Origin of the sequence: Pseudomonas fluorescens, assembly GCF_001307155.1 — a bacterium.
Lineage (GTDB): Bacteria > Pseudomonadota > Gammaproteobacteria > Pseudomonadales > Pseudomonadaceae > Aquipseudomonas > Aquipseudomonas helvetica.
In genome coordinates, this window is sequence record NZ_CP012830.1 from 6,289,990 (window position 1) to 6,308,147 (window position 18,158).

An 18,158-nucleotide genomic window follows, 5' to 3' on the forward strand; every position below is an offset into this window, starting at 1 on the left:
GCCATGGACTTCTTCTATCTGCTACTCGGTGCACTGTTTCTCATCATTCTGGTCGGTCTGACCTACGGCTGCGCGGCGCTCAACAGGAGGCGGTCATGACCGGTTTCTATCTTTTCGGCGGCCTCATTGCGGCCGGCTTGCTGGTTTACCTCGTCGCCGCGCTGCTGTTTCCGGAGGACTTCCTGTGACTATTCAAGCCTGGGTTTTACTCGCAGCCTTTCTCCTGGCGCTGGGGCTTCTGGCCTGGCCACTGGGGCGTTGGCTGACCACGGTGATGGAGGGCCGATTTGCCTTCGGCTCGCGCATCGAGTCGCCGCTGTATCGTCTGGCCGGCGTCAACCCTGAAACGCAGATGGGTTGGCTCCAGTACGCGCTGGCATTGATTCTGTTCAACGCGTTGGGGGTGCTGGCGGTTTATGCCTTGCAACGGTTGCAAGGCGTGCTGCCGTTCAACCCGCAGGGGTTTGCGGCCGTTACTCCCGACTCCTCGTTCAACACCGCTTTCAGCTTCGTGACCAACACCAACTGGCAAGCCTACAGCGGCGAGTCGACGATGAGTTACCTGACGCAGATGCTCGCGCTGACGGTGCAGAACTTCCTGTCCGCCGCCACCGGCATTGTGGTGGCGGTGGCGCTGATCCGCGGGTTCGCACGCCACAGCGTGGACAGCATCGGCAACGCCTGGACTGACCTCACCCGCGTCACCTTGTGGGTGCTGCTGCCACTGTCGCTGATACTCGCGTTGTTCTTTGTCAGTCAGGGTGTGATTCAAAACCTTGACCCGTATAAAGACGTCTCGACGCTGGAGGTCATGCAGTACCAGAATCCGGTGCTGAATGACGCCGGCCAGCCGACCCTCGATGCCCAGGGCAACCCGGTGACCAAGGCCGCCAGCACCGACAAGCAGACGATTGCCATGGGGCCGGTCGCCTCGCAAGAAGCAATCAAGATGCTCGGCACCAATGGCGGCGGTTTCTTCAACGCCAACTCGGCGCACCCTTACGAGAACCCGACCGCCATCACCAACTTCTTCCAGTTGCTCGCGATTTTCCTGATCCCGACCGCGCTGTGTTTCGTCTTCGGTCATGTCGTCGGTGACATACGCCAGGGCTGGGCGCTGCTGGCGACGATGACGATCATCTTCGTGATCGCGGTGGTGGCTGTCACCCATTACGAACAACTCGGCAATCCGCAGTTTTCAGCGCTGGGCATTGATACGGCGGCGGGCAACATGGAGGGCAAGGAAGTGCGCTTCGGCATCAGCGCCTCCAGCCTGTTTGCGGCGGTGACCACGGCGGCTTCATGCGGTGCGGTCAACGCAATGCACGACTCGTTCACCCCACTGGGTGGCGCGGTGCCGCTGGTGCTGATGCAACTCGGTGAAGTGGTGTTCGGCGGCACCGGTTCCGGTCTGTACGGCATGCTGATATTCGCCATTCTCGCGGTGTTTATCGCCGGTTTGATGATCGGCCGTACACCTGAATACCTGGGCAAGAAGATCGAAGCCTTCGAGATGAAAATGGTCGCCATTGCGATTCTGGTGACGCCGCTGCTGGTGCTGTTCGGGACCGCCATTGCGGTGATGGCCGAGGCCGGCAAGCTGGGGATCGCCAACCCTGGCGCCCATGGCTTCTCGGAGATCCTCTACGCCTTCACCTCGGCGGCTAACAACAATGGTAGCGCCTTCGCCGGTCTGTCGGCCAACACCCCGTTCTACAACATCATGCTGGCCATCGCCTTTTGGCTAGGCCGCTTCGGCGTGATCGTACCGGTGCTCGCCGTCGCTGGCAGCCTCGCCGCGAAAAAACGCCTGGCGGTCACCGGCGGCACGATGCCGACCCACGGGATGCTGTTCGTTGTACTGCTGATTGGCACGGTGTTGCTGGTCGGCTTGCTGAACTACGTACCGGCGCTCGCGCTGGGCCCCGTCGTCGAACACCTCATGATGATCAAGTGAGACCACGAACATGACACGTAAAGCGTTCTCCTTGTTCGACCCGAAACTGATAAGGCCTGCGATGGTCGAGTCGGTGCGCAAACTCAGCCCACGAATCCAGTGGCGCAACCCGGTGATGTTTGTCGTCTACATCGGCGCGATCATCACCACCGCCCTTTGGGGGCAGGCCCTCAGCAGCAAGGGTGAAGCCAGCAGCGGGTTCATCCTCGCGATTGCCTTGTGGCTGTGGTTTACCCTGCTGTTCGCCAACTTTGCCGAAGCGCTGGCTGAAGGTCGCAGCAAGGCCCAGGCGGCCTCCCTGCGCGACCTGAAAAAGCAAACCTGGGCCAAGAAGCTGCGCGAACCGCACTACGGCGCCGAGTGGCAGTTGGCTCAGTCGAGCGACTTGTGCAAAGGCGACGTGGTGGTGGTTGAAGCCGGTGACCTCGCGAACTCGGTGATCCCCGCCGACGGCGAGGTGATCGAAGGCGCGGCCTCGGTGGATGAGTCGGCGATTACCGGCGAATCGGCCCCGGTGATTCGCGAGTCTGGCGGCGACTTCTCGTCGGTGACCGGCGGTACGCGGGTGCTGTCGGACTGGATCGTCGTCCGCGTGACCGCCAACCCCGGCGAGACCTTCGTCGACCGCATGATTGCCATGGTCGAAAATGCCAAGCGGCAAAAGACCCCGAACGAAATCGCCCTGTCGATCCTGCTGGTCGCATTGACCATCGTGTTCCTCGGCGTGACGGTGACACTCCTGCCCTACTCCCTGTTTGGGGTCGCAGCCGCCAAATCCGGCTCGCCGGTGTCGATCACCGTGCTCATCTCGTTGTTGGTGTGCCTGATCCCGACGACCATCGCCGGGCTGCTGTCGGCGGTCGGTGTGGCGGGCATGAGCCGCATGATGGAAGCCAACGTGATCGCCACCTCCGGGCGGGCCGTGGAGGCTGCCGGTGATGTTGACGTGTTGCTGCTCGACAAGACCGGGACCATCACCCTGGGCAACCGCCACGCCTCGGCGTTCTTGCCGGCGCCGGGCATCAAGGAAGCGGAGCTGGCGGATATCGCACAGCTGGCGTCACTGGCCGACGAAACGCCTGAAGGACGCAGCATCGTGGTCCTGGCCAAACAACGGTTCAACCTGCGCGAACGCGACATCACCGCGCTGCATGCGCACTTCGTGCACTTTTCGGCGCAGACCCGCATGAGCGGCGTCAACATGGATGAGCGGCAACTGCGCAAGGGCGCCGGCGAGGCGATTCTCAAGCATGTCCAAAGCCTGGGCGGACACTTTCCGGAAGCGGTGCAAACCATCGTCGAACAAGTGGCTCAGCGCGGCAGTACGCCGCTGGTGGTCGCCGATGGGGCCAGGGTGCTGGGCGTCATCGAACTCAAGGACATCGTCAAGGGCGGCATCAAGGAGCGCTTCTCCGAGCTGCGGCGCATGGGGATCAAGACTGTGATGGTGACCGGGGACAACCGGATCACCGCTGCCGCCATCGCCGCTGAGGCCGGTGTCGATGACTTCCTGGCCGAAGCCACACCCGAACAAAAACTCGAACTGATCCGCAGCTATCAAGCCGAAGGCCGGCTGGTGGCCATGACCGGCGACGGCACCAACGATGCCCCGGCACTGGCGCAGGCGGATGTCGCGGTGGCGATGAACTCCGGGACTCAGGCGGCCAAGGAAGCCGGCAACATGGTCGACCTCGACAGCAACCCGACCAAGTTGATCGAGGTGGTGGAAACCGGCAAACAGATGCTGATGACCCGGGGTTCGCTAACCACCTTCTCGATTGCCAACGACATCGCCAAGTACTTCGCGATCGTGCCGGCGGCCTTTGTCAGCACTTACCCGCAGCTCGCCGCACTGAACATCATGGGCCTGACGAGCCCGAATTCGGCGGTGCTGTCGGCGGTGATTTTCAATGCGCTGATTATCATTTTCCTGATTCCCCTGGCGCTTCGAGGCGTGAAGTACCGCCCGGTCGGTGCCGCGCTGCTGTTGCGGCGCAACCTGTTGATCTACGGGTTGGGTGGGGTGATCGTTCCATTCATTGGCATCAAAGTGATCGACATGGCGCTGTCCGCTGTCGGTCTGACTTGAGGGAGTATGGCTATGTTATCTCTGCTGCGTCCGGCGTTGACCCTGCTGATTGCACTGTCACTGCTCACCGGCCTGGCCTATCCACTGGTCACGACCGGCATTGCCAGGCTGGTCTTTCCGCATCAGGCGGCGGGTAGCCTGATCGAGAAAGACGGTAAAACCGTGGGCTCGCTGTTGATCGGTCAGGGCTTCAGTGATCCGAAGTATTTCTGGAGCCGCCCTTCCGCCACCAGCCCCATGCCCTACAACCCGCGGGCCTCGGGCGGCTCGAACCTCGGTCCGCTGAACCCGGCGCTGGCGGATGCGCTGAAGGGCCGCATCGACGCGTTGCACGCTGCCGATCCCGGCAACACCGCCACGGTGCCCGCCGACCTGGTCTACAGTTCCGCCAGTGGGCTTGATCCGCATATCAGCATTGCCGCGGCGCTGTACCAGGCGGGCCGGGTTTCGCGGGTGCGCAACCTGCCCGTCGACAAGGTTCGCGAGCTGATCAACCAACACGCCGAAGGCACGCTGTTCGGTTTTCTCGGCGAGCCTCGGGTCAACGTCCTGGAACTGAACCTGGCACTCGACGCCGCACATTGAGCGTTAACACACGGTGAGCTTGATGGCCGAAGAACGTCCTGATCCGGACCAGCTACTGGCCCGGATTCGCGAAGAAGAAGCGCAGGCCAAACGCGGTCGGCTGAAGATTTTTTTCGGCGCCAGTGCCGGTGTCGGCAAGACCTACGCGATGCTCGCGGCGGCCCAAACTGCAAAACAGCAAAACATCAATGTGCTGGTCGGCGTGATCGAGACCCACGGCCGCGCCGAGACTCAGGCCCTGACAGAGGGCCTTGAACTATTGCCTCGCAAGCAGGTGGTCGACAAGAACCGTACGTTGACCGAGTTCGATCTGGACGCCGCGCTCGCGCGCAAACCGGGCCTGATTCTGATCGACGAACTGGCTCACTCCAATATCGCAGGCTCCCGACATCCAAAGCGCTGGCAGGACGTAGAAGAACTGCTCAGCGCCGGTATTGATGTCTGGTCGACGATGAACGTTCAGCACCTCGAAAGCCTGAACGACATTGTCGGCGGCATCACCGGGATTCGCGTCTGGGAGACCGTGCCCGACCATGTGTTCGACACCGCCGATGAAGTGGTCATCGTCGACCTGCCGCCCGACGATCTGTTGCAGCGCTTGAAGGAAGGCAAGGTCTATATGGCGCAACAGGCCGAGCGCGCGGTGCAGAACTTCTTCCGCAAGGGCAACCTGATCGCCCTGCGCGAACTGGCGCTGCGCCGAACCGCCGACCGGGTCGACAGCGAGATGTTGCAGTATCGCCAAAGCGGCGCGGTGAAACCGGTGTGGGGCACCCGCGAGTCGTTGCTTGCCTGCGTTGGCCCCAATGATCAGGCCGAAAAAACCGTACGCTCGACGGCGCGCCTGGCCGCTCAGCTCAATGTGCCGTGGCACGCCGTGTATGTCGAAACCCCGGCCTTGCAGCGCCTGCCCGAGGTCAAGCGGCGTCGGGTGCTGGCAACCTTGAAACTGGCTCAGGACATGGGCGCGCAAATCTCGACCCTGGCGGGCCAGGACATTGCCGAAACGCTGGTCAAGTACGCCCGGCAGCACAACCTTTCAAAAGTCGTGCTGGGCCGTGATGAACGTCCGCGAAAACGACTCTGGCGGCGGGTGCTTGCGGATCGGATTGGGGTGCTGGGCGCCGATCTTGACGTGATCCAAATCTCGCTGCCGGAGAGTCGCCGCCCACCAGCCGAGACGACCTCCACCGCCAGCGACAGCCCGATCACCTGGCGCCCCTATCTCTGGAGCGTCGCGATCTGTGCGGTGACGACCCTGCTGGCCATGCCACTGTTCCAGGTGCTGGAACAGGCCAACATCGTCATGCTGTTCCTGCTGGCGGTCGTCGCCGTGGCGGTGCGCTTTGGTCGTGGCCCGGCGATCATGGCGGCCTTCGTCTCGGTCGGCGCCTTCGACTTTTTCTTTGTGGCGCCGCGTTTTTCATTTGCCATCGCCGATATCCAGTATCTGGTGACCTTCAGCGTCATGCTCGTGGTCGCCCTGGTGATCGGGCAAATGACCGCCAGCCTGACTTACCAGGCGCGGGTGGCGCAACGGCGCGAAGACCGCATGCGCGGGCTGTACGAGATGTCGCGCCTGTTGTCCGCCGCACTGTTGACCGAACAGGTTGCGGAAATCGGCGCGCAGTTCCTGGCGGCCGAGTTTGGCGCCCGGTCGGCGTTGCTGGTGGCCGATGACCACAACAAACTGCAGGCGCCGATGGTCACGGGAGACGCACCGCAAGTCGACGTTGCGATTGCCCAGTGGTCGTACGACAAAACCGAACCAGCCGGATACGGCACCGACACCCTGCCCTCCAGTTCCACGCTCTACCTGCCCTTGTCGGCGCCGATGCGGGTGCGTGGAGTATTAGCCGTGCAACCGCGCGACACGACCCGGCTGGCGGTGCCGGAACAGCGCCGCCTGCTCGACACCTGTGCATCATTGCTGGCCATCTCACTCGAACGGATTCACTACATCAACGTCGCCCAGGACACCACCGTTCAGATGGAATCCGAGCGGTTGCGCAACTCGTTGCTCTCGGCGATCTCCCACGATTTGCGCACCCCGCTGTCGGTCATGGTCGGGCTCGCCGAAGCGCTCAAGCTGACCAAACCGCCCCTGACCGGCGAAGCCGCCGAGATCGCCACGGCGGTGGGCGAGTCCGCGCTGCGCATGAATACGCTGGTCAATAACCTGCTGGACATGGCTCGTCTCGAGTCCGGCAGCGTGGTGTTGAATCGCCAATGGCAGCCCATCGAAGACGTGGTCGGTAGCGCCCTGAGAGCTATTCATCCGATTCTGGCAGGACGTTCGGTGCAGGTCGCACTCGAGGAGGACTTGCCACTGGTTCGCATCGATGCGGTGCTGATCGAGCGCATCCTCATCAACCTGATCGAAAACGCCATCAAGTACACCCCAGCCGGCACGCCGATCAGCCTGGGCGCCAGCGCCACGCCCGAGAACATTGAGTTGTGGGTCGCCGATGAGGGACCGGGCTTGCCCCGTGGACACGAAGAGGCGATCTTCAACAAATTCATGCGCGGCAAAAAGGAAAGTTCGATTCCCGGCGTCGGCCTCGGCCTGGCCATCTGCCGAGCAATTGCCCAGGCGCATGGCGGAACCATGCTCGGCGTTACCCGCCCGGAAGGCGGTGCGCGCTTCACCTTGCGTCTGCCCCGAGAAGAGCCGCCGAACATCGAAGCGCTTTCGCAGCAAACTGACGAGGACCCATCATGAGCGAACCGGTGCTGCGAGTCCTGCTGATTGAAGACGAAAAGGACATTCGCCGATTTGTGCGGATGGCCCTGCAAGCCGATGGCCTGGAAGTGCATGAAGCCGAGACCTTTCAGCGCGGCCTGATCGACGCGGGAACGCGTCGGCCGGACCTGATCGTGCTGGATCTCGGCCTGCCTGACGGTGATGGCGTTGACCTCATCCGGGATCTGCGCACCTGGTCAGAGGTGCCAATCATTGTCTTGTCGGCCCGTGGCGCCGAATCCGACAAGATCCTCGCCCTCGACACCGGAGCCGACGACTACCTGGTCAAACCCTTTGGCACTGGAGAACTGCTCGCCCGCGTCCGCGCCCTGTTACGCAGGCGCGTGAAAGATACCGAGAACCGCTCGGTCCTGGCCTTCTCCGACATTCAAATTGATCTGGATCGACGCGTCGTGGAGCGCGCCGGTGTGCCTTTGCACCTGACGCCGCTGGAATACCGTTTGCTGGTTCATCTGTGCTCGCACCCGGACCGGGTCCTGACGCACCTGCAACTGCTCAAAGCGGTATGGGGCCCTTCGCACACCAACGATACGCCGTACCTTCGGGTGTTCATGGGCGGCCTGCGCAAGAAGATCGAAGCAGACCCGTCGCAGCCGCGCCATCTCGTGACCGAAACCGGTGTCGGTTACCGCTTCATTCCTTGAATCCTGAGCGGCACGCGTTGAATTCAAACCCGGGCTTCATGCCCTGAGCGCCCGTGGCTACCGTTCGTCCAGGCTGAAGCGGCAGCGCCCTTTCCTCGTCTACACCTTTAGACAGGAGACCTTTTACGGTCGATTGGACACCGGGTATCTCATTCGATGGCATACGAAGCGCCATACGGAACAGCAGTAGTTCAAGCTTCGGGTTTCATTTCTCAAGGGATAGAAAAATGAGTACTAGCAGCAAAGACTGGCATGCATGGCTGAACGCGATGCCGCCGAAACCGGATGACTTCCACGTGGTGGGCGATGTTGAAGTTGCCAATCCGGGGATCGAGGCCTATCTGACCATGCGAGCCCCGCAAGGCTTTAATCCGTCGATCCTCATGCTGGATCTGCACTTGATCCAACGGCCTGGAAACTGGGCACAAATGCTGTCCACTGCACAGGCCAGATACGACCGGGTCATGCCCCCCAGCGCACCCCATTACACCGCCGTTGACATTTACCAAAATGGCGAGCGATTGGCGTACATCGACTACATCCCCACCGTTACCTGACCGGCCCGTAATCGGGCACTAGAGGTCGCAACAAAGGCTGTGCCGGCAACGTTCGAAAAGCGCCACGTATGCAAGGTCGGGAGGGGCCGGAAAAGCGCGGCGCTATCGTCTTTTGGTTACATCGGAGAGATGGTCGCAAGCGCACCGATCACGATGGTCAATGCCAGAAATCCACCCAGGAAAATCGCCATCTTCAGCATTTGGCCTCCAAAATTATACGTCTGTGGTTGCAGCGTCATTGTGAGGCTCGGGCTGGATTCATTACAGAAGCAGATAACGCAGGAAAATACGGATCAGTTCAACAGGACGGCCTCCCTGTACTCAACGGCAATGGCGACGCGACACGTCATCGGCACACCGCCGGGTGCGAGCGTCCGCCCGCCCGCACCGACGTGTTGTGCGCCACGGCGGCGCGACCGGGCGCCTTAATATTTTTTCATCGTGTCAGTGCCCATTTCGTCCTTTTTCTCCATGCCCTCGCTCTTCATCGCGCCACCTTTTTCCATGCTGTCTTTTTTCATGGCATCACTTTTACCCATGGCGGCACTCTTGGTCTTCTCGCCCTTGGTCTTGTAATGGTGCTTGGTGGTCTTCGTGGCATCGCTTTTCATTTCGTCCTTTTTCATCATGCCCTTGTCCATCTGATCCTTGGACATGTCGTTCGTATTCGCTTCAGCCGCAAACAACGGGGCCGCCACCACCAGGACTACGGCAGCAATCGCCGCAGCAATCAGCTTCTTCATGTCACTACTCCTGTGCAGTTCGCGTTAAGGACAGCGGCAATGCGCCGCGTTTCAGAACAGCCGATTGCTCAGCTGCCACTGAACCAGTTGTAACCCTGATCTTCCCAATATCCACCGGGGTAATCGTTGGTCACGAAAATCTCCACCACATGTTTCGGGTTCTTGAAGCCCAGCTTTGTCGGCATACGCAGCCGCAGCGGGTAACCGTATTCCGGCGGCAATACCTGATCGTCATAGCTCAGGGTCAGTAGCGTTTGCGCATGCAGGGCCGTCGGCATGTCGATGCTGGTGTAATAGTCATCCGCGCATTTGAGCCCGACATATTTGGCACGGGTGTCGGCGCCCACACGTTGCAGAAAAGTCGAAAAGGTCACGCCACCCCATTTGCCGATGGCGCTCCAGCCCTCCACGCAAATCAGCCGTGTGACCTGAGTGGTGCGCGGCAACTGGTTCAACTCGGCGAGGGTCCAGCTGTGTTTGTCCTGGACCAGACCACCCACCGTGAGTGAGAACTCATCTTCCTCGATGTCCGGAATGCCGTTGCGGTCGTAATAGGCATTGAACGGGAACGGACGCGTCATCATCGACTCGGGGTAGGTCGGTGCCAATCGGGCCGGATCGAACAGCGCTGCCTGAACCTTGTCATTGAAGCGCGAGACCCTTTTCAGCATGGACTCCACTGAGTTGCTGTCGTCCAGGCGACAGCCTGTCAGCAAGGCAATCCCACCCAGCGTCCAGGCATGCCGAAGAAATTGCCTGCGTGCGGGCAATTCAAGTTCCTGCGCCACCGACTTGATGATGGCGGGGTTATCCATCCGGTCTTTACCAGTCGTTCTGTTCATGAGTTAGCGCCCCCGCAGCATGGCAATCAGGGTGCGTGGCACAAGCGCCACCATCACCAGATGCACCACGGTAAAAGCGACCAGCAACGCCATGCAGACAAAATGCACGATGCGCGCCGAGTCGTAGCCGCCCATCAGCTCCCTCAGTAATGGAAACTGCACTGACTTCCAGATCACCAGGCCCGACAGCACCAGCACAATAAGATCGAGCACGGCAAACAGGTAGGCGAGCTTTTGCAGGGTGTTGTAGTGCCGCAAGTCCGCATGGGCGAGCTTGCCTTTGAGCGCGGCGAGGAAATCATGCAGGACTTCGCGGGGGGGTATGGGGAAGAACTTGTGGACGATGCGCCCGGAAAAGATATTCAGCAGCAGGTAGACAATACCGTTGATGAACAGTACCCACATCGCCGCAAAGTGCCACAGCAGTGCACCGGCCAACCAACCGCCCAAGGTGATCCCGGCGGGAATCTGAAAGGAAAAAATCGGCGAGGCGTTATAGATGCGCCAGCCGCTCATCACCAGGATGACCACGGCGATGACGTTGATCCAGTGGGTCAGCCGTAGCCAGATCGGGTGAATAGTTTGCGAACTACTCATGATGCCTGCCCTGCCGGCAACGCGCCGGTAAAATCCCCCCGACCTCCACGACGTGTGTTGGCTCAATCCCCCATGGTTAACCGGCAACTCAAATGGAGTCGCAAACAGCGCCGATCTGGCGACATATCTACCAAGACTAGCAGCGACTTTTAGAAACCGTTTTACATTATTCGCCCTGGCACTTTGTGCAGATGAGCACAGCCTGATCCCGGAGGACCGCTCATCCAGCCGATTTGGCGCGAGCGCCCGCCCGCACCGATGTGTTCAGCGCCACGGCAGCGCGGATGAGCGCCGTCAACGCTTTTTCATCAAGCCTGTCGCCTTCGTGGATATCAATGGCACGCCGGGTGTTGCCTTCGAGGCTGGAGTTGAAGAGGCCTGAAGGGTCCTCCAGCGAAGCGCCCTTGGCGAAGGTCATCTTCACGACCTGCTTGTACGTCTCACCAGTGCAGATGATTCCACCGCACGACCATACCGGAACCCCTCTCCACTTCCATTCCTCGACCACGTCAGGAACAGTCTGCTTGATCAGCGCCCGGACCCGGGCGAGCGTTTCGCCGCGCCAATCCCCCAGTTCCTTGATCCTCGCCTCTATCAGCTGAGAGGCAGAGCCCTCCTGCTCTCCTTCAATTGCGCCGAGCGTTTCCTTCTTCATGATGGTTGTCGTCCTCTTCGTGGTGATTGCCGCTCACGTGCCACTGAGTATTGCGCAAAGTCTTAAGACGGCGAGCCGGCTCCTCACACCGACCCTCGCCAAAATCCCCCGCTCTACGCCAAGTCCAGACACGCGCAGGAAAAAACCCAATTGCCCGCCCGCCAGGAATCCTGTTTCATGGCTGTCCGGTTCATCATCAAACGGACCATCCGGCGCGCATCGGCCATGATGTTTGCATTCATGCCCAGTCGCCGGAGAAGATGAAAGCAGCACGATTGCTCTGGCACTGACTATCCTGATGCTACTGAGCCTGTCGGGCTCGATAACATCGTTCTCAGGGAATATCGAATGACCGCAAGACAAGTTATCAATGCTTCGGTGAGCCCAAAAGGCAGCCTGGAGACGCTGTCCCAACGCGAAGTTCAGCAACTGAGCGCCGCAGGATCTGGCAGCATCTACTCTCTCTTCCGCCAGTGCGCCCTGGCCATCCTCAATACCGGCGCCCATGTCGACAATGCCAAGACCATTCTGGAAGCCTATCGGGACTTCGAGATTCGCATTCATCAGCAAGATCGCGGTGTCCGCCTGGAACTGCTCAACGCACCCGCAGACGCCTTCGTCGATGGCGAAATGATCGCCAGCACCCGCGAGATGCTGTTCAGCGCCCTGCGCGACATCGTCTATACCGAGAACGAGCTGGACAGCCAGCGCATCGACCTGAGCTCGTCCCAAGGCATCAGCGACTACGTCTTCCACCTGCTGCGCAACGCCCGCACCCTGCGTGCCGGCGTGGAGCCGAAGATCGTTGTGTGCTGGGGCGGTCACTCGATCAGCAGCGAGGAATATCAATACACCAAGAAAGTCGGCCACGAACTGGGCCTGCGCAGTCTGGATGTGTGCACCGGCTGCGGGCCTGGGGTGATGAAAGGCCCGATGAAGGGCGCGACCATTTCCCACGCCAAGCAACGGATCACTCACGGCCGCTACCTGGGGCTGACGGAGCCCGGGATTATTGCGGCTGAAGCGCCGAACCCGATCGTCAATGAACTGGTAATCCTGCCGGACATCGAGAAGCGCCTGGAAGCTTTCGTCCGCGTCGGCCATGGCATCATCATTTTCCCGGGCGGCGCCGGTACTGCCGAAGAGTTCCTTTATCTGCTCGGGATCCTGATGCACCCGGACAACCGCGACCTGCCCTTCCCGGTGATCCTGACCGGGCCGAAGAGCGCGGAGCCGTACTTGCAGCAACTGCACGCGTTCGTCGGCGCGACACTGGGCAAAGACGCGCAAAGTCACTACGAGATCATCATCGACGACCCGGCCCAGGTGGCCCGGCAAATGACTAAAGGGCTCAAGGACGTCAAGCAGTTCCGTCGCGAGCGCAACGATGCGTTCCATTTCAACTGGCTGCTGAAGATCGACGAAGGCTTCCAGCGCCCGTTCGATCCAACCCACGAAAACATGGCCAGCCTGCAACTGCGCCACGACCTGCCACCGCACGAACTGGCGGCGAATCTGCGCCGGGCGTTTTCCGGCATCGTTGCCGGTAACGTCAAGGACAAGGGCATCCGTCTGATTGAGAAATACGGCCCTTACAAGATCCACGGCGACGCAGCGGTCATGCAACCGCTGGACAAACTGCTGAAAGCCTTTGTCGCGCAACACCGGATGAAACTGCCCGGTGGCGCAGAGTATGTGCCCTGCTATCAGGTCATCAGCTAAAAACCCCTCGCGTCGACAGGCTCGGAACCGTGCGGTTCCGGGTCTTTCTTCCCTTTTCGCGGTACGCGTCCCTCCAACACAGCCTGAGTGATTTCCAGTGCAGAGCACCCGTTTGACCCTGATCTGTCACGCCCGGACAGCGGCCCAGAAACTGGCGCGCTTTGCCGAGGATGAATCAGTGGACATGGACTGGCAGAACGCAAAAGGCTCATTGGCCAAGCGTTTCAAACGAGCGCCACGCCTGCTCAGCGCACCGGAAGCCCGGACCCGAGAGACCGCCGCGCTGTTTGGCGCGGACATGGAAATTGTACCGGCGCTGCGCGATTGTGATTTGGGTCGCTGGAAGGGGCTGCGGATCAATGACCTGCAACGAGACGAACCCGAACTGCTGCATGCCTGGTTGAGCGACAGCACCAGTGCTGCACATGGCGGTGAATCAGTGGCCCAACTCTGCGAGCGGACCGCTGCCTGGCTGGAGACCCTGGTCAACCAACCCGGGCACCTCCTTGCGGTCACTCACCCGTTCGTGATTCGTGCCGCACTGATGCACGTGATGCAATGCCCGCCCGCGCTATTCAATGCGATTGACGTCGAACCGCTGGCCGCCGTCGAACTACGCTACAACGGCCGTTGGCGACTGCGCCTGACGCCAGCCTGAACCCGTGACGTCAAAGGTTCTGCCAGCCGGCAACCTTCTGCGCACTGATACTGATCCCACCACACACGATGATTACCACATCATGGGCTTCGGCAATCGCCGGGTGATCCAGATACGCGACAGCCAGCGAGACACCGCACGCTGGCTCCACCAGTTGACGCAGGTCATCGGCATAACGGACGACGCCCATGATCGCCTCGGCATCCGTCAGCACGACACAGGTGTGCGGGAAGTGCTGGATGTGCTCAACCGGCCATTGCGCAACTTGCAGCGCCCCGAGTGAGCTGGCAATGCTGCTGATTTCAGAGAGTTTGACCGGATGCCCGGCCTTGACCGCGGCGTCGAATGACGCTGCGCCTTCGGTTTCACAGGCAATGATCCGGCAATCCAGCCGGGCGTGGCGTTCCAGTCCGGTGAGGATCCCGGCCAGCAAACCACCGCCGCCCACCGACGCCACTATCGTGTCGACCTGAGGGCAGTCCTGCAGAATTTCATCGATCATCGTGCTGTGCCCTTCCCACAGCGTCGGGTGGTCGAACGCCGGCACGTATTCGGTATCGGGCGCATTGGCGAGTTCCAGCGCCAACTGGTTGGCCTCGTCCCACACCTGACCGTGCACGATCACTTGCGCTCCGGTTTTGGCGATTCGCGCCCGGGTGCTTTCCGGGGTGGTGTGCGGCACGATGATGCTCGCTTCCAGCCCCAACGCCGCGGCGGCCACTGCCGTCGCATAGCCTGCATTGCCGCCGGACGGGCAGACCACTTTCTTCATGCCCTGCTCGGCCGCGCGGGTACAGAGCAAGCCCATGCCGCGCAGCTTGAATGAACCGCTGGGTTGCAGGTTTTCCAGCTTGAGCCAGATGCGCCGGCTGGGCGTCGAGAGCCCCGGATGGAGTATCAACGGTGTTCTGATATGCAGCATCGTGGGCATCCTGATCAAAAAAACGGATAAATAGAAAGCGGGTACCGGTGCTGGCAAAGGCACATTCGACGAATGCCTCCAGGACCGGTCTATACCGCTGAGTTTAGACGTCGGCACCTTCCTGGCTCGGCCAACACTATCAAATCTGGTGGCCAGACGGCTCGGCCCTTTTGCCCACGATTCCAAATTCAACCGGTGCCTTGATGTAAAACAAGGCAATGTCTTCGGCCTCGAGCCGCTCGAACAGGCGAGTGCACTCCTCCTCGGTAATCGCCAGGCGGATCTCGGCGGGCTGATCGCCCATCTCGAAAAAATGTGCGGAATGCAGTTTCCCGGAATGCCCGAAGCCTTCGATACCGGTTGCCAGAGTGGCCCCGTGCAGGCCCATTTCTTTCGCCAGATCAATGAGCCAGTCACCGAGCATTTTTCCGTGATGACGGCGGTTCTGCTGAGTAAAGAAAATCACCAGAAAACCTTGCATGACGGATCTCCTCTTCAATGGCCTCAATGACTCAACATAAACCTGCCTTGCCGAATATTGAAGTGCCCGGGATTTGTTGCAGAGGCGGTAAAGAAGATCAGCGGTCATACGCCACATTCAGCAGGCTGCTATGCCTTCTCATGGGAGCTGTCGATCAAGTCAGCCGAGGGAGGCGCTGAAAACACATGCGTGGCCAGGGTCGCGGCACCTACCTTGTGCGCGCAGAGAAAAACCGGTGCCAGCCCCTGACAGGAGGTGGCAGATGCTCTACATCGTCAGTTGGTCAATCACTCCGGAACGTCGTAATAGCGCGATCGAACGTTTTCTCAAAACAGGCGGAGCCCCACCCGCAGGCGTCACCATGCTGGGACGCTGGCATGCCGTAGGACGCATGACCGGTTTTGGTGTGGCAGAAGCCAGTGATGTCACACTGATACAGAAATGGGTGCTCGAATGGAGCGACCTGCTGGCCATGGAGATTCATCCTGCGTTGACAGATGAACAGGCCGCGCCGTTGCTGGCAGCGGCGCTTGGCAAGTAACCGTCGGCGCCTGCAAAGACGCACATCATTGATCGTTCCCACGCATGGGAACGATCAATAAGCTGTTGGTCTGCCCCGGAACAAACCGACAACTTGTGGCGAGGGGGCTTGCCCCCGCTCGGCGGCGAAGCCGTCGTAAAACCGGCAGATGCGTTCTCATTGACACAGTACGATCATCGATTTCAGGGCCGCTTCGCGACCCAACGGGGGCAAGCCCCCTCGCCACAGGTATTGCGTTCGGCGCACCTTTTTCTTAAATGGCCGGCGTTAGTCCAGGCGACTGTTCTATTCAACGTATCGAGCGGGGTTTACTTCGCGCCGTAGATGTCGAAGTCGAAGTACTTTTTGTTGATCTTCGCGTACGTGCCGTTGGCGAGGATGGTCGCCAGGGCCTTGTTCAGGTCTTCGCGCAGTTCAACGTCACTCTTGCGCACGCCGATGCCGTCACCGACGCCGAAGAACTCCGGGTTGTCCAGAGTGCCGCCGGCAAATTCGTAATCCTTGCCCACCGGTTTATTCAGAAACCCGTAACTGGCCTGAATCGAGCCCTGCAACGACGCATCGAGGCGCCCGACCACGAGGTCAGCGTAGACCTGGTCCTGATTCTGATAGGAAAGGATCTCTACCCCCTGCTTGCCCCAAACGGCTTTCGCAAAAGCCTCCTGGGTCGAGCCCTGCTCCACGCCGATGCGTTTGCCTTTGAGCGACTCGACGGTCGGCTGCAGGTCCGATCCGCGCTTGATCACCAAGCGTGCCGGCGCATTCGATACCTTGTCGCTAAACGCAATCTGCTCCTGACGCTTGGGAGTGACGGTCATCGATGACGCGATAGCGTCGAACTTGCGCGCCAGCAGCCCCGGAATCATCCCGTCCCAGCTGCTTTCAACCCAGACGCATTTGGCGTGCAACTCTGCACACAGCGCGTCGGCGATGTCGACGCCAAAACCGGTCAGCGTGCCATCCTGGTTTTTGTATTCCAGCGGTGGGTACGTCGGGTCAATACCCAGCCTCAACACTTTGCCGGACCAATCGGCCGCACCAGCCAGACCGGATGCCGTCAAGAAAACCAGTGAAACCGCCGCGATCATCTTATTCATTGTTATTGTCCTCCAGGGGGTTCGCCGAGTCGGATTACCGACCGTTTTTTGTATAACCGTGATGTTAAAAAACCGTGCGCCTCAACGCAGAAAACCCTCGGCCAACTTTACCCAATAGCTCGCGCCGATTGGCAGGCAGGCATCATTGAAGTCGTAACCGGGATTGTGCAGCAAACAGCTGCCCTCGCCCTGGCCATTGCCGATCACCAGATAGCTGCCGGGGCATTGTTCCAGGATGAACGCGAAATCCTCGCTGGCGGTGAAGGGCCGCAGGTCTTCGATCAGTTGCCCTTCGCCCAGCCACTCCCGTGCGACCTGACGGGCGAACGCGGTTTGCTCCGGATCGTTGATCAACACCGGGTGGCAACGGTAATAATCGATCTCGGCCTGCGCGCCGAAACTCGCCGCCTGGCCGTTGACCAGATCGGTAATCCTGCGTTCGAGCAACTGGCGGACCTCAGGTGTCAAGGCGCGTACGCTCAGGATCATTTCGGCGGACGCAGGAATCACATTTGAAACGTTCCCGGCATGAATCGAACCGACCGTGATGATCGCCGTTTCCTGCGGATTGACGTTGCGCGAGACGATGCTTTGCAGGGCGATCACAATCGATGCGCAGACCACCACCGGGTCGACGGACTTATGCGGCACCGCGCCATGGCCACCGGTGCCGATGACTTTGATCGTGACGGTATCGGCAGAGGCCATGAACGGCCCGCTGTAAAACCCCAACTGCCCGGCGGGATAGCCCGGTATGTTGTGCATGGCAAAAATCGCATCACACGGGAAGCGTTCGAACAGCCCATCCTCGAGCATTTTCTTCGCACCGCCCAGCCCTTCTTCGGCCGGCTGGAACACCAGATTCAGCGTGCCGTTGAATTCCCGCGTTTGCGCCAGGTATTTGGCCGCCGCGAGCAAGGTTGCCGTATGACCGTCGTGGCCGCAGGCATGCATCACGCCGTCGATCCGGCTGGCATAAGGCAACCCGGTGGCTTCCTGAATCGGCAGCGCATCCATGTCTGCGCGCAGCCCGAGGGAGCGGCCCTCGCCATTTTTCAATGTCCCGACCACACCGGTCTTACCCACGCCGGTGCTGACGTCATATCCCCACTGCGTCAAACACTGCGCCACCAGCTCACTGGTGCTGAACTCTTCAAAGCCAAGCTCGGGGTGGGCGTGAATACGCTGACGCAGGGTGATCATTTCATCCTGCAGCGCAGCGATTCCTGGCAGGACGTGGCCAGCATTCATGGGTGTGCTCCTCGATAAGAATATTCAGCTGCCGGCGATTCAACCTGGGCGCT

The 18,158-nt window shown here is 60.4% G+C and carries 18 protein-coding genes; 10 read left to right on the forward strand and 8 right to left on the reverse strand.

Annotated features, from left to right (window positions below; genetic code table 11):
- Window positions 1-95: 95 nt before the first annotated feature.
- From kdpF to AO353_RS28965, 7 genes are all read left to right on the forward strand, one after another.
- Window positions 96-188, forward strand: coding sequence for a K(+)-transporting ATPase subunit F (gene kdpF / locus AO353_RS28935; protein ID WP_019689681.1), 93 nt, complete (start codon window positions 96-98; stop codon window positions 186-188).
- Window positions 185-1,957: a potassium-transporting ATPase subunit KdpA gene (gene kdpA / locus AO353_RS28940; RefSeq protein ID WP_054598061.1), complete on the forward strand. Its 1,773-nt coding sequence runs from the start codon at window positions 185-187 to the stop codon at window positions 1,955-1,957. The genes kdpF and kdpA overlap by 4 nt, the downstream gene beginning before the upstream one ends.
- Window positions 1,958-1,967: 10 nt before the next feature.
- Window positions 1,968-4,046, forward strand: coding sequence for a potassium-transporting ATPase subunit KdpB (gene kdpB / locus AO353_RS28945; protein ID WP_054598062.1), 2,079 nt, complete (start codon window positions 1,968-1,970; stop codon window positions 4,044-4,046).
- A gap of 12 nt (window positions 4,047-4,058) precedes the next feature.
- Window positions 4,059-4,631 carry a potassium-transporting ATPase subunit KdpC gene (gene kdpC, locus AO353_RS28950; protein ID WP_054598063.1) on the forward strand — a complete coding sequence of 191 codons (573 nt, stop codon included), beginning with the start codon at window positions 4,059-4,061 and terminating at the stop codon, window positions 4,629-4,631.
- A 22-nt stretch (window positions 4,632-4,653) separates the two neighbouring features.
- Window positions 4,654-7,353 carry a two-component system sensor histidine kinase KdpD gene (gene kdpD / locus AO353_RS28955; RefSeq protein ID WP_054598064.1) on the forward strand — a complete coding sequence of 900 codons (2,700 nt, stop codon included), beginning with the start codon at window positions 4,654-4,656 and terminating at the stop codon, window positions 7,351-7,353.
- Complete coding sequence (kdpE, locus tag AO353_RS28960; RefSeq protein ID WP_054598065.1) at window positions 7,350-8,039, forward strand: two-component system response regulator KdpE; 690 nt, start codon at window positions 7,350-7,352, stop codon at window positions 8,037-8,039. Before kdpD ends, kdpE begins: the two co-directional genes overlap by 4 nt.
- A gap of 227 nt (window positions 8,040-8,266) precedes the next feature.
- Window positions 8,267-8,596, forward strand: a complete 330-nt coding sequence (locus AO353_RS28965) for a hypothetical protein (RefSeq protein WP_054598066.1) — start codon at window positions 8,267-8,269, stop codon at window positions 8,594-8,596.
- A gap of 425 nt (window positions 8,597-9,021) precedes the next feature.
- Here AO353_RS28965 and AO353_RS28970 read toward each other — a convergent pair whose 3' ends face one another.
- The 4 genes from AO353_RS28970 to AO353_RS28985 form a co-directional block, all read right to left on the reverse strand.
- Window positions 9,022-9,339, reverse strand: a complete 318-nt coding sequence (locus AO353_RS28970; protein ID WP_054598067.1) for a hypothetical protein — start codon at window positions 9,337-9,339, stop codon at window positions 9,022-9,024.
- A 68-nt stretch (window positions 9,340-9,407) separates the two neighbouring features.
- Window positions 9,408-10,154, reverse strand: coding sequence for a molybdopterin-dependent oxidoreductase (locus tag AO353_RS28975; RefSeq protein WP_102667227.1), 747 nt, complete (start codon window positions 10,152-10,154; stop codon window positions 9,408-9,410).
- A gap of 30 nt (window positions 10,155-10,184) precedes the next feature.
- The gene (locus AO353_RS28980; RefSeq protein WP_054598069.1) at window positions 10,185-10,778 is read right to left on the reverse strand and encodes a cytochrome b/b6 domain-containing protein; all 594 of its coding nucleotides are present in this window, start codon (window positions 10,776-10,778) and stop codon (window positions 10,185-10,187) included.
- A 220-nt stretch (window positions 10,779-10,998) separates the two neighbouring features.
- Window positions 10,999-11,433 (reverse strand): DUF1801 domain-containing protein, encoded by a 435-nt coding sequence (locus AO353_RS28985; RefSeq protein ID WP_054598070.1) that lies wholly within the window; start codon window positions 11,431-11,433, stop codon window positions 10,999-11,001.
- Window positions 11,434-11,781: 348 nt separating this feature from the next.
- On the opposite strand from AO353_RS28985, the gene ppnN reads away from it, so the two are divergent.
- Together ppnN and AO353_RS28995 are read left to right on the forward strand one after the other, a co-directional pair.
- Window positions 11,782-13,155: a nucleotide 5'-monophosphate nucleosidase PpnN gene (gene ppnN, locus AO353_RS28990; RefSeq protein ID WP_054598071.1), complete on the forward strand. Its 1,374-nt coding sequence runs from the start codon at window positions 11,782-11,784 to the stop codon at window positions 13,153-13,155.
- 97 nt (window positions 13,156-13,252) lie between these two features.
- Window positions 13,253-13,813, forward strand: coding sequence for a histidine phosphatase family protein (locus AO353_RS28995; protein ID WP_054598072.1), 561 nt, complete (start codon window positions 13,253-13,255; stop codon window positions 13,811-13,813).
- A 10-nt stretch (window positions 13,814-13,823) separates the two neighbouring features.
- On the opposite strand, the gene AO353_RS29000 is transcribed toward AO353_RS28995, so the two are convergent.
- Window positions 13,824-14,735 carry a pyridoxal-phosphate dependent enzyme gene (locus AO353_RS29000; protein WP_054598073.1) on the reverse strand — a complete coding sequence of 304 codons (912 nt, stop codon included), beginning with the start codon at window positions 14,733-14,735 and terminating at the stop codon, window positions 13,824-13,826.
- A gap of 139 nt (window positions 14,736-14,874) precedes the next feature.
- Window positions 14,875-15,216 carry a DUF190 domain-containing protein gene (locus AO353_RS29005; protein WP_054598074.1) on the reverse strand — a complete coding sequence of 114 codons (342 nt, stop codon included), beginning with the start codon at window positions 15,214-15,216 and terminating at the stop codon, window positions 14,875-14,877.
- A 262-nt stretch (window positions 15,217-15,478) separates the two neighbouring features.
- Between AO353_RS29005 and AO353_RS29010 the strand changes: the two genes are divergently transcribed.
- The gene (locus AO353_RS29010; RefSeq protein WP_019689665.1) at window positions 15,479-15,757 is read left to right on the forward strand and encodes a DUF3303 domain-containing protein; all 279 of its coding nucleotides are present in this window, start codon (window positions 15,479-15,481) and stop codon (window positions 15,755-15,757) included.
- A gap of 308 nt (window positions 15,758-16,065) precedes the next feature.
- Here the strand turns inward: AO353_RS29010 and AO353_RS29015 are convergent, their stop codons facing one another.
- Window positions 16,066-16,854, reverse strand: a complete 789-nt coding sequence (locus AO353_RS29015; protein WP_054598075.1) for an ABC transporter substrate-binding protein — start codon at window positions 16,852-16,854, stop codon at window positions 16,066-16,068.
- A gap of 81 nt (window positions 16,855-16,935) precedes the next feature.
- Window positions 16,936-18,105, reverse strand: coding sequence for a M20 aminoacylase family protein (locus tag AO353_RS29020; protein ID WP_054598076.1), 1,170 nt, complete (start codon window positions 18,103-18,105; stop codon window positions 16,936-16,938).
- Window positions 18,106-18,158: the final 53 nt, after the last annotated feature.

What these genes read in the sequence shown, in the direction of transcription:
- kdpF (WP_019689681.1), top strand. Translation starts at nt 96, where the DNA reads ATGACCGGTTTCTATCTTTTCGGCGGCCTCATTGCGGCCGGCTTGCTG.
- AO353_RS29000 (WP_054598073.1), bottom strand. Translation starts at nt 14,735, where the DNA reads ATGCTGCATATCAGAACACCGTTGATACTCCATCCGGGGCTCTCGACG.
- AO353_RS28975 (WP_102667227.1), bottom strand. Translation starts at nt 10,154, where the DNA reads ATGGATAACCCCGCCATCATCAAGTCGGTGGCGCAGGAACTTGAATTG.
- AO353_RS28985 (WP_054598070.1), bottom strand. Translation starts at nt 11,433, where the DNA reads ATGAAGAAGGAAACGCTCGGCGCAATTGAAGGAGAGCAGGAGGGCTCT.
- AO353_RS29015 (WP_054598075.1), bottom strand. Translation starts at nt 16,854, where the DNA reads ATGAATAAGATGATCGCGGCGGTTTCACTGGTTTTCTTGACGGCATCC.
- kdpD (WP_054598064.1), top strand. Translation starts at nt 4,654, where the DNA reads ATGGCCGAAGAACGTCCTGATCCGGACCAGCTACTGGCCCGGATTCGC.
- AO353_RS29010 (WP_019689665.1), top strand. Translation starts at nt 15,479, where the DNA reads ATGCTCTACATCGTCAGTTGGTCAATCACTCCGGAACGTCGTAATAGC.
- AO353_RS28980 (WP_054598069.1), bottom strand. Translation starts at nt 10,778, where the DNA reads ATGAGTAGTTCGCAAACTATTCACCCGATCTGGCTACGGCTGACCCAC.
- kdpC (WP_054598063.1), top strand. Translation starts at nt 4,059, where the DNA reads ATGTTATCTCTGCTGCGTCCGGCGTTGACCCTGCTGATTGCACTGTCA.
- kdpE (WP_054598065.1), top strand. Translation starts at nt 7,350, where the DNA reads ATGAGCGAACCGGTGCTGCGAGTCCTGCTGATTGAAGACGAAAAGGAC.
- AO353_RS29020 (WP_054598076.1), bottom strand. Translation starts at nt 18,105, where the DNA reads ATGAATGCTGGCCACGTCCTGCCAGGAATCGCTGCGCTGCAGGATGAA.
- AO353_RS29005 (WP_054598074.1), bottom strand. Translation starts at nt 15,216, where the DNA reads ATGCAAGGTTTTCTGGTGATTTTCTTTACTCAGCAGAACCGCCGTCAT.
- AO353_RS28965 (WP_054598066.1), top strand. Translation starts at nt 8,267, where the DNA reads ATGAGTACTAGCAGCAAAGACTGGCATGCATGGCTGAACGCGATGCCG.
- kdpB (WP_054598062.1), top strand. Translation starts at nt 1,968, where the DNA reads ATGACACGTAAAGCGTTCTCCTTGTTCGACCCGAAACTGATAAGGCCT.
- ppnN (WP_054598071.1), top strand. Translation starts at nt 11,782, where the DNA reads ATGACCGCAAGACAAGTTATCAATGCTTCGGTGAGCCCAAAAGGCAGC.
- AO353_RS28970 (WP_054598067.1), bottom strand. Translation starts at nt 9,339, where the DNA reads ATGAAGAAGCTGATTGCTGCGGCGATTGCTGCCGTAGTCCTGGTGGTG.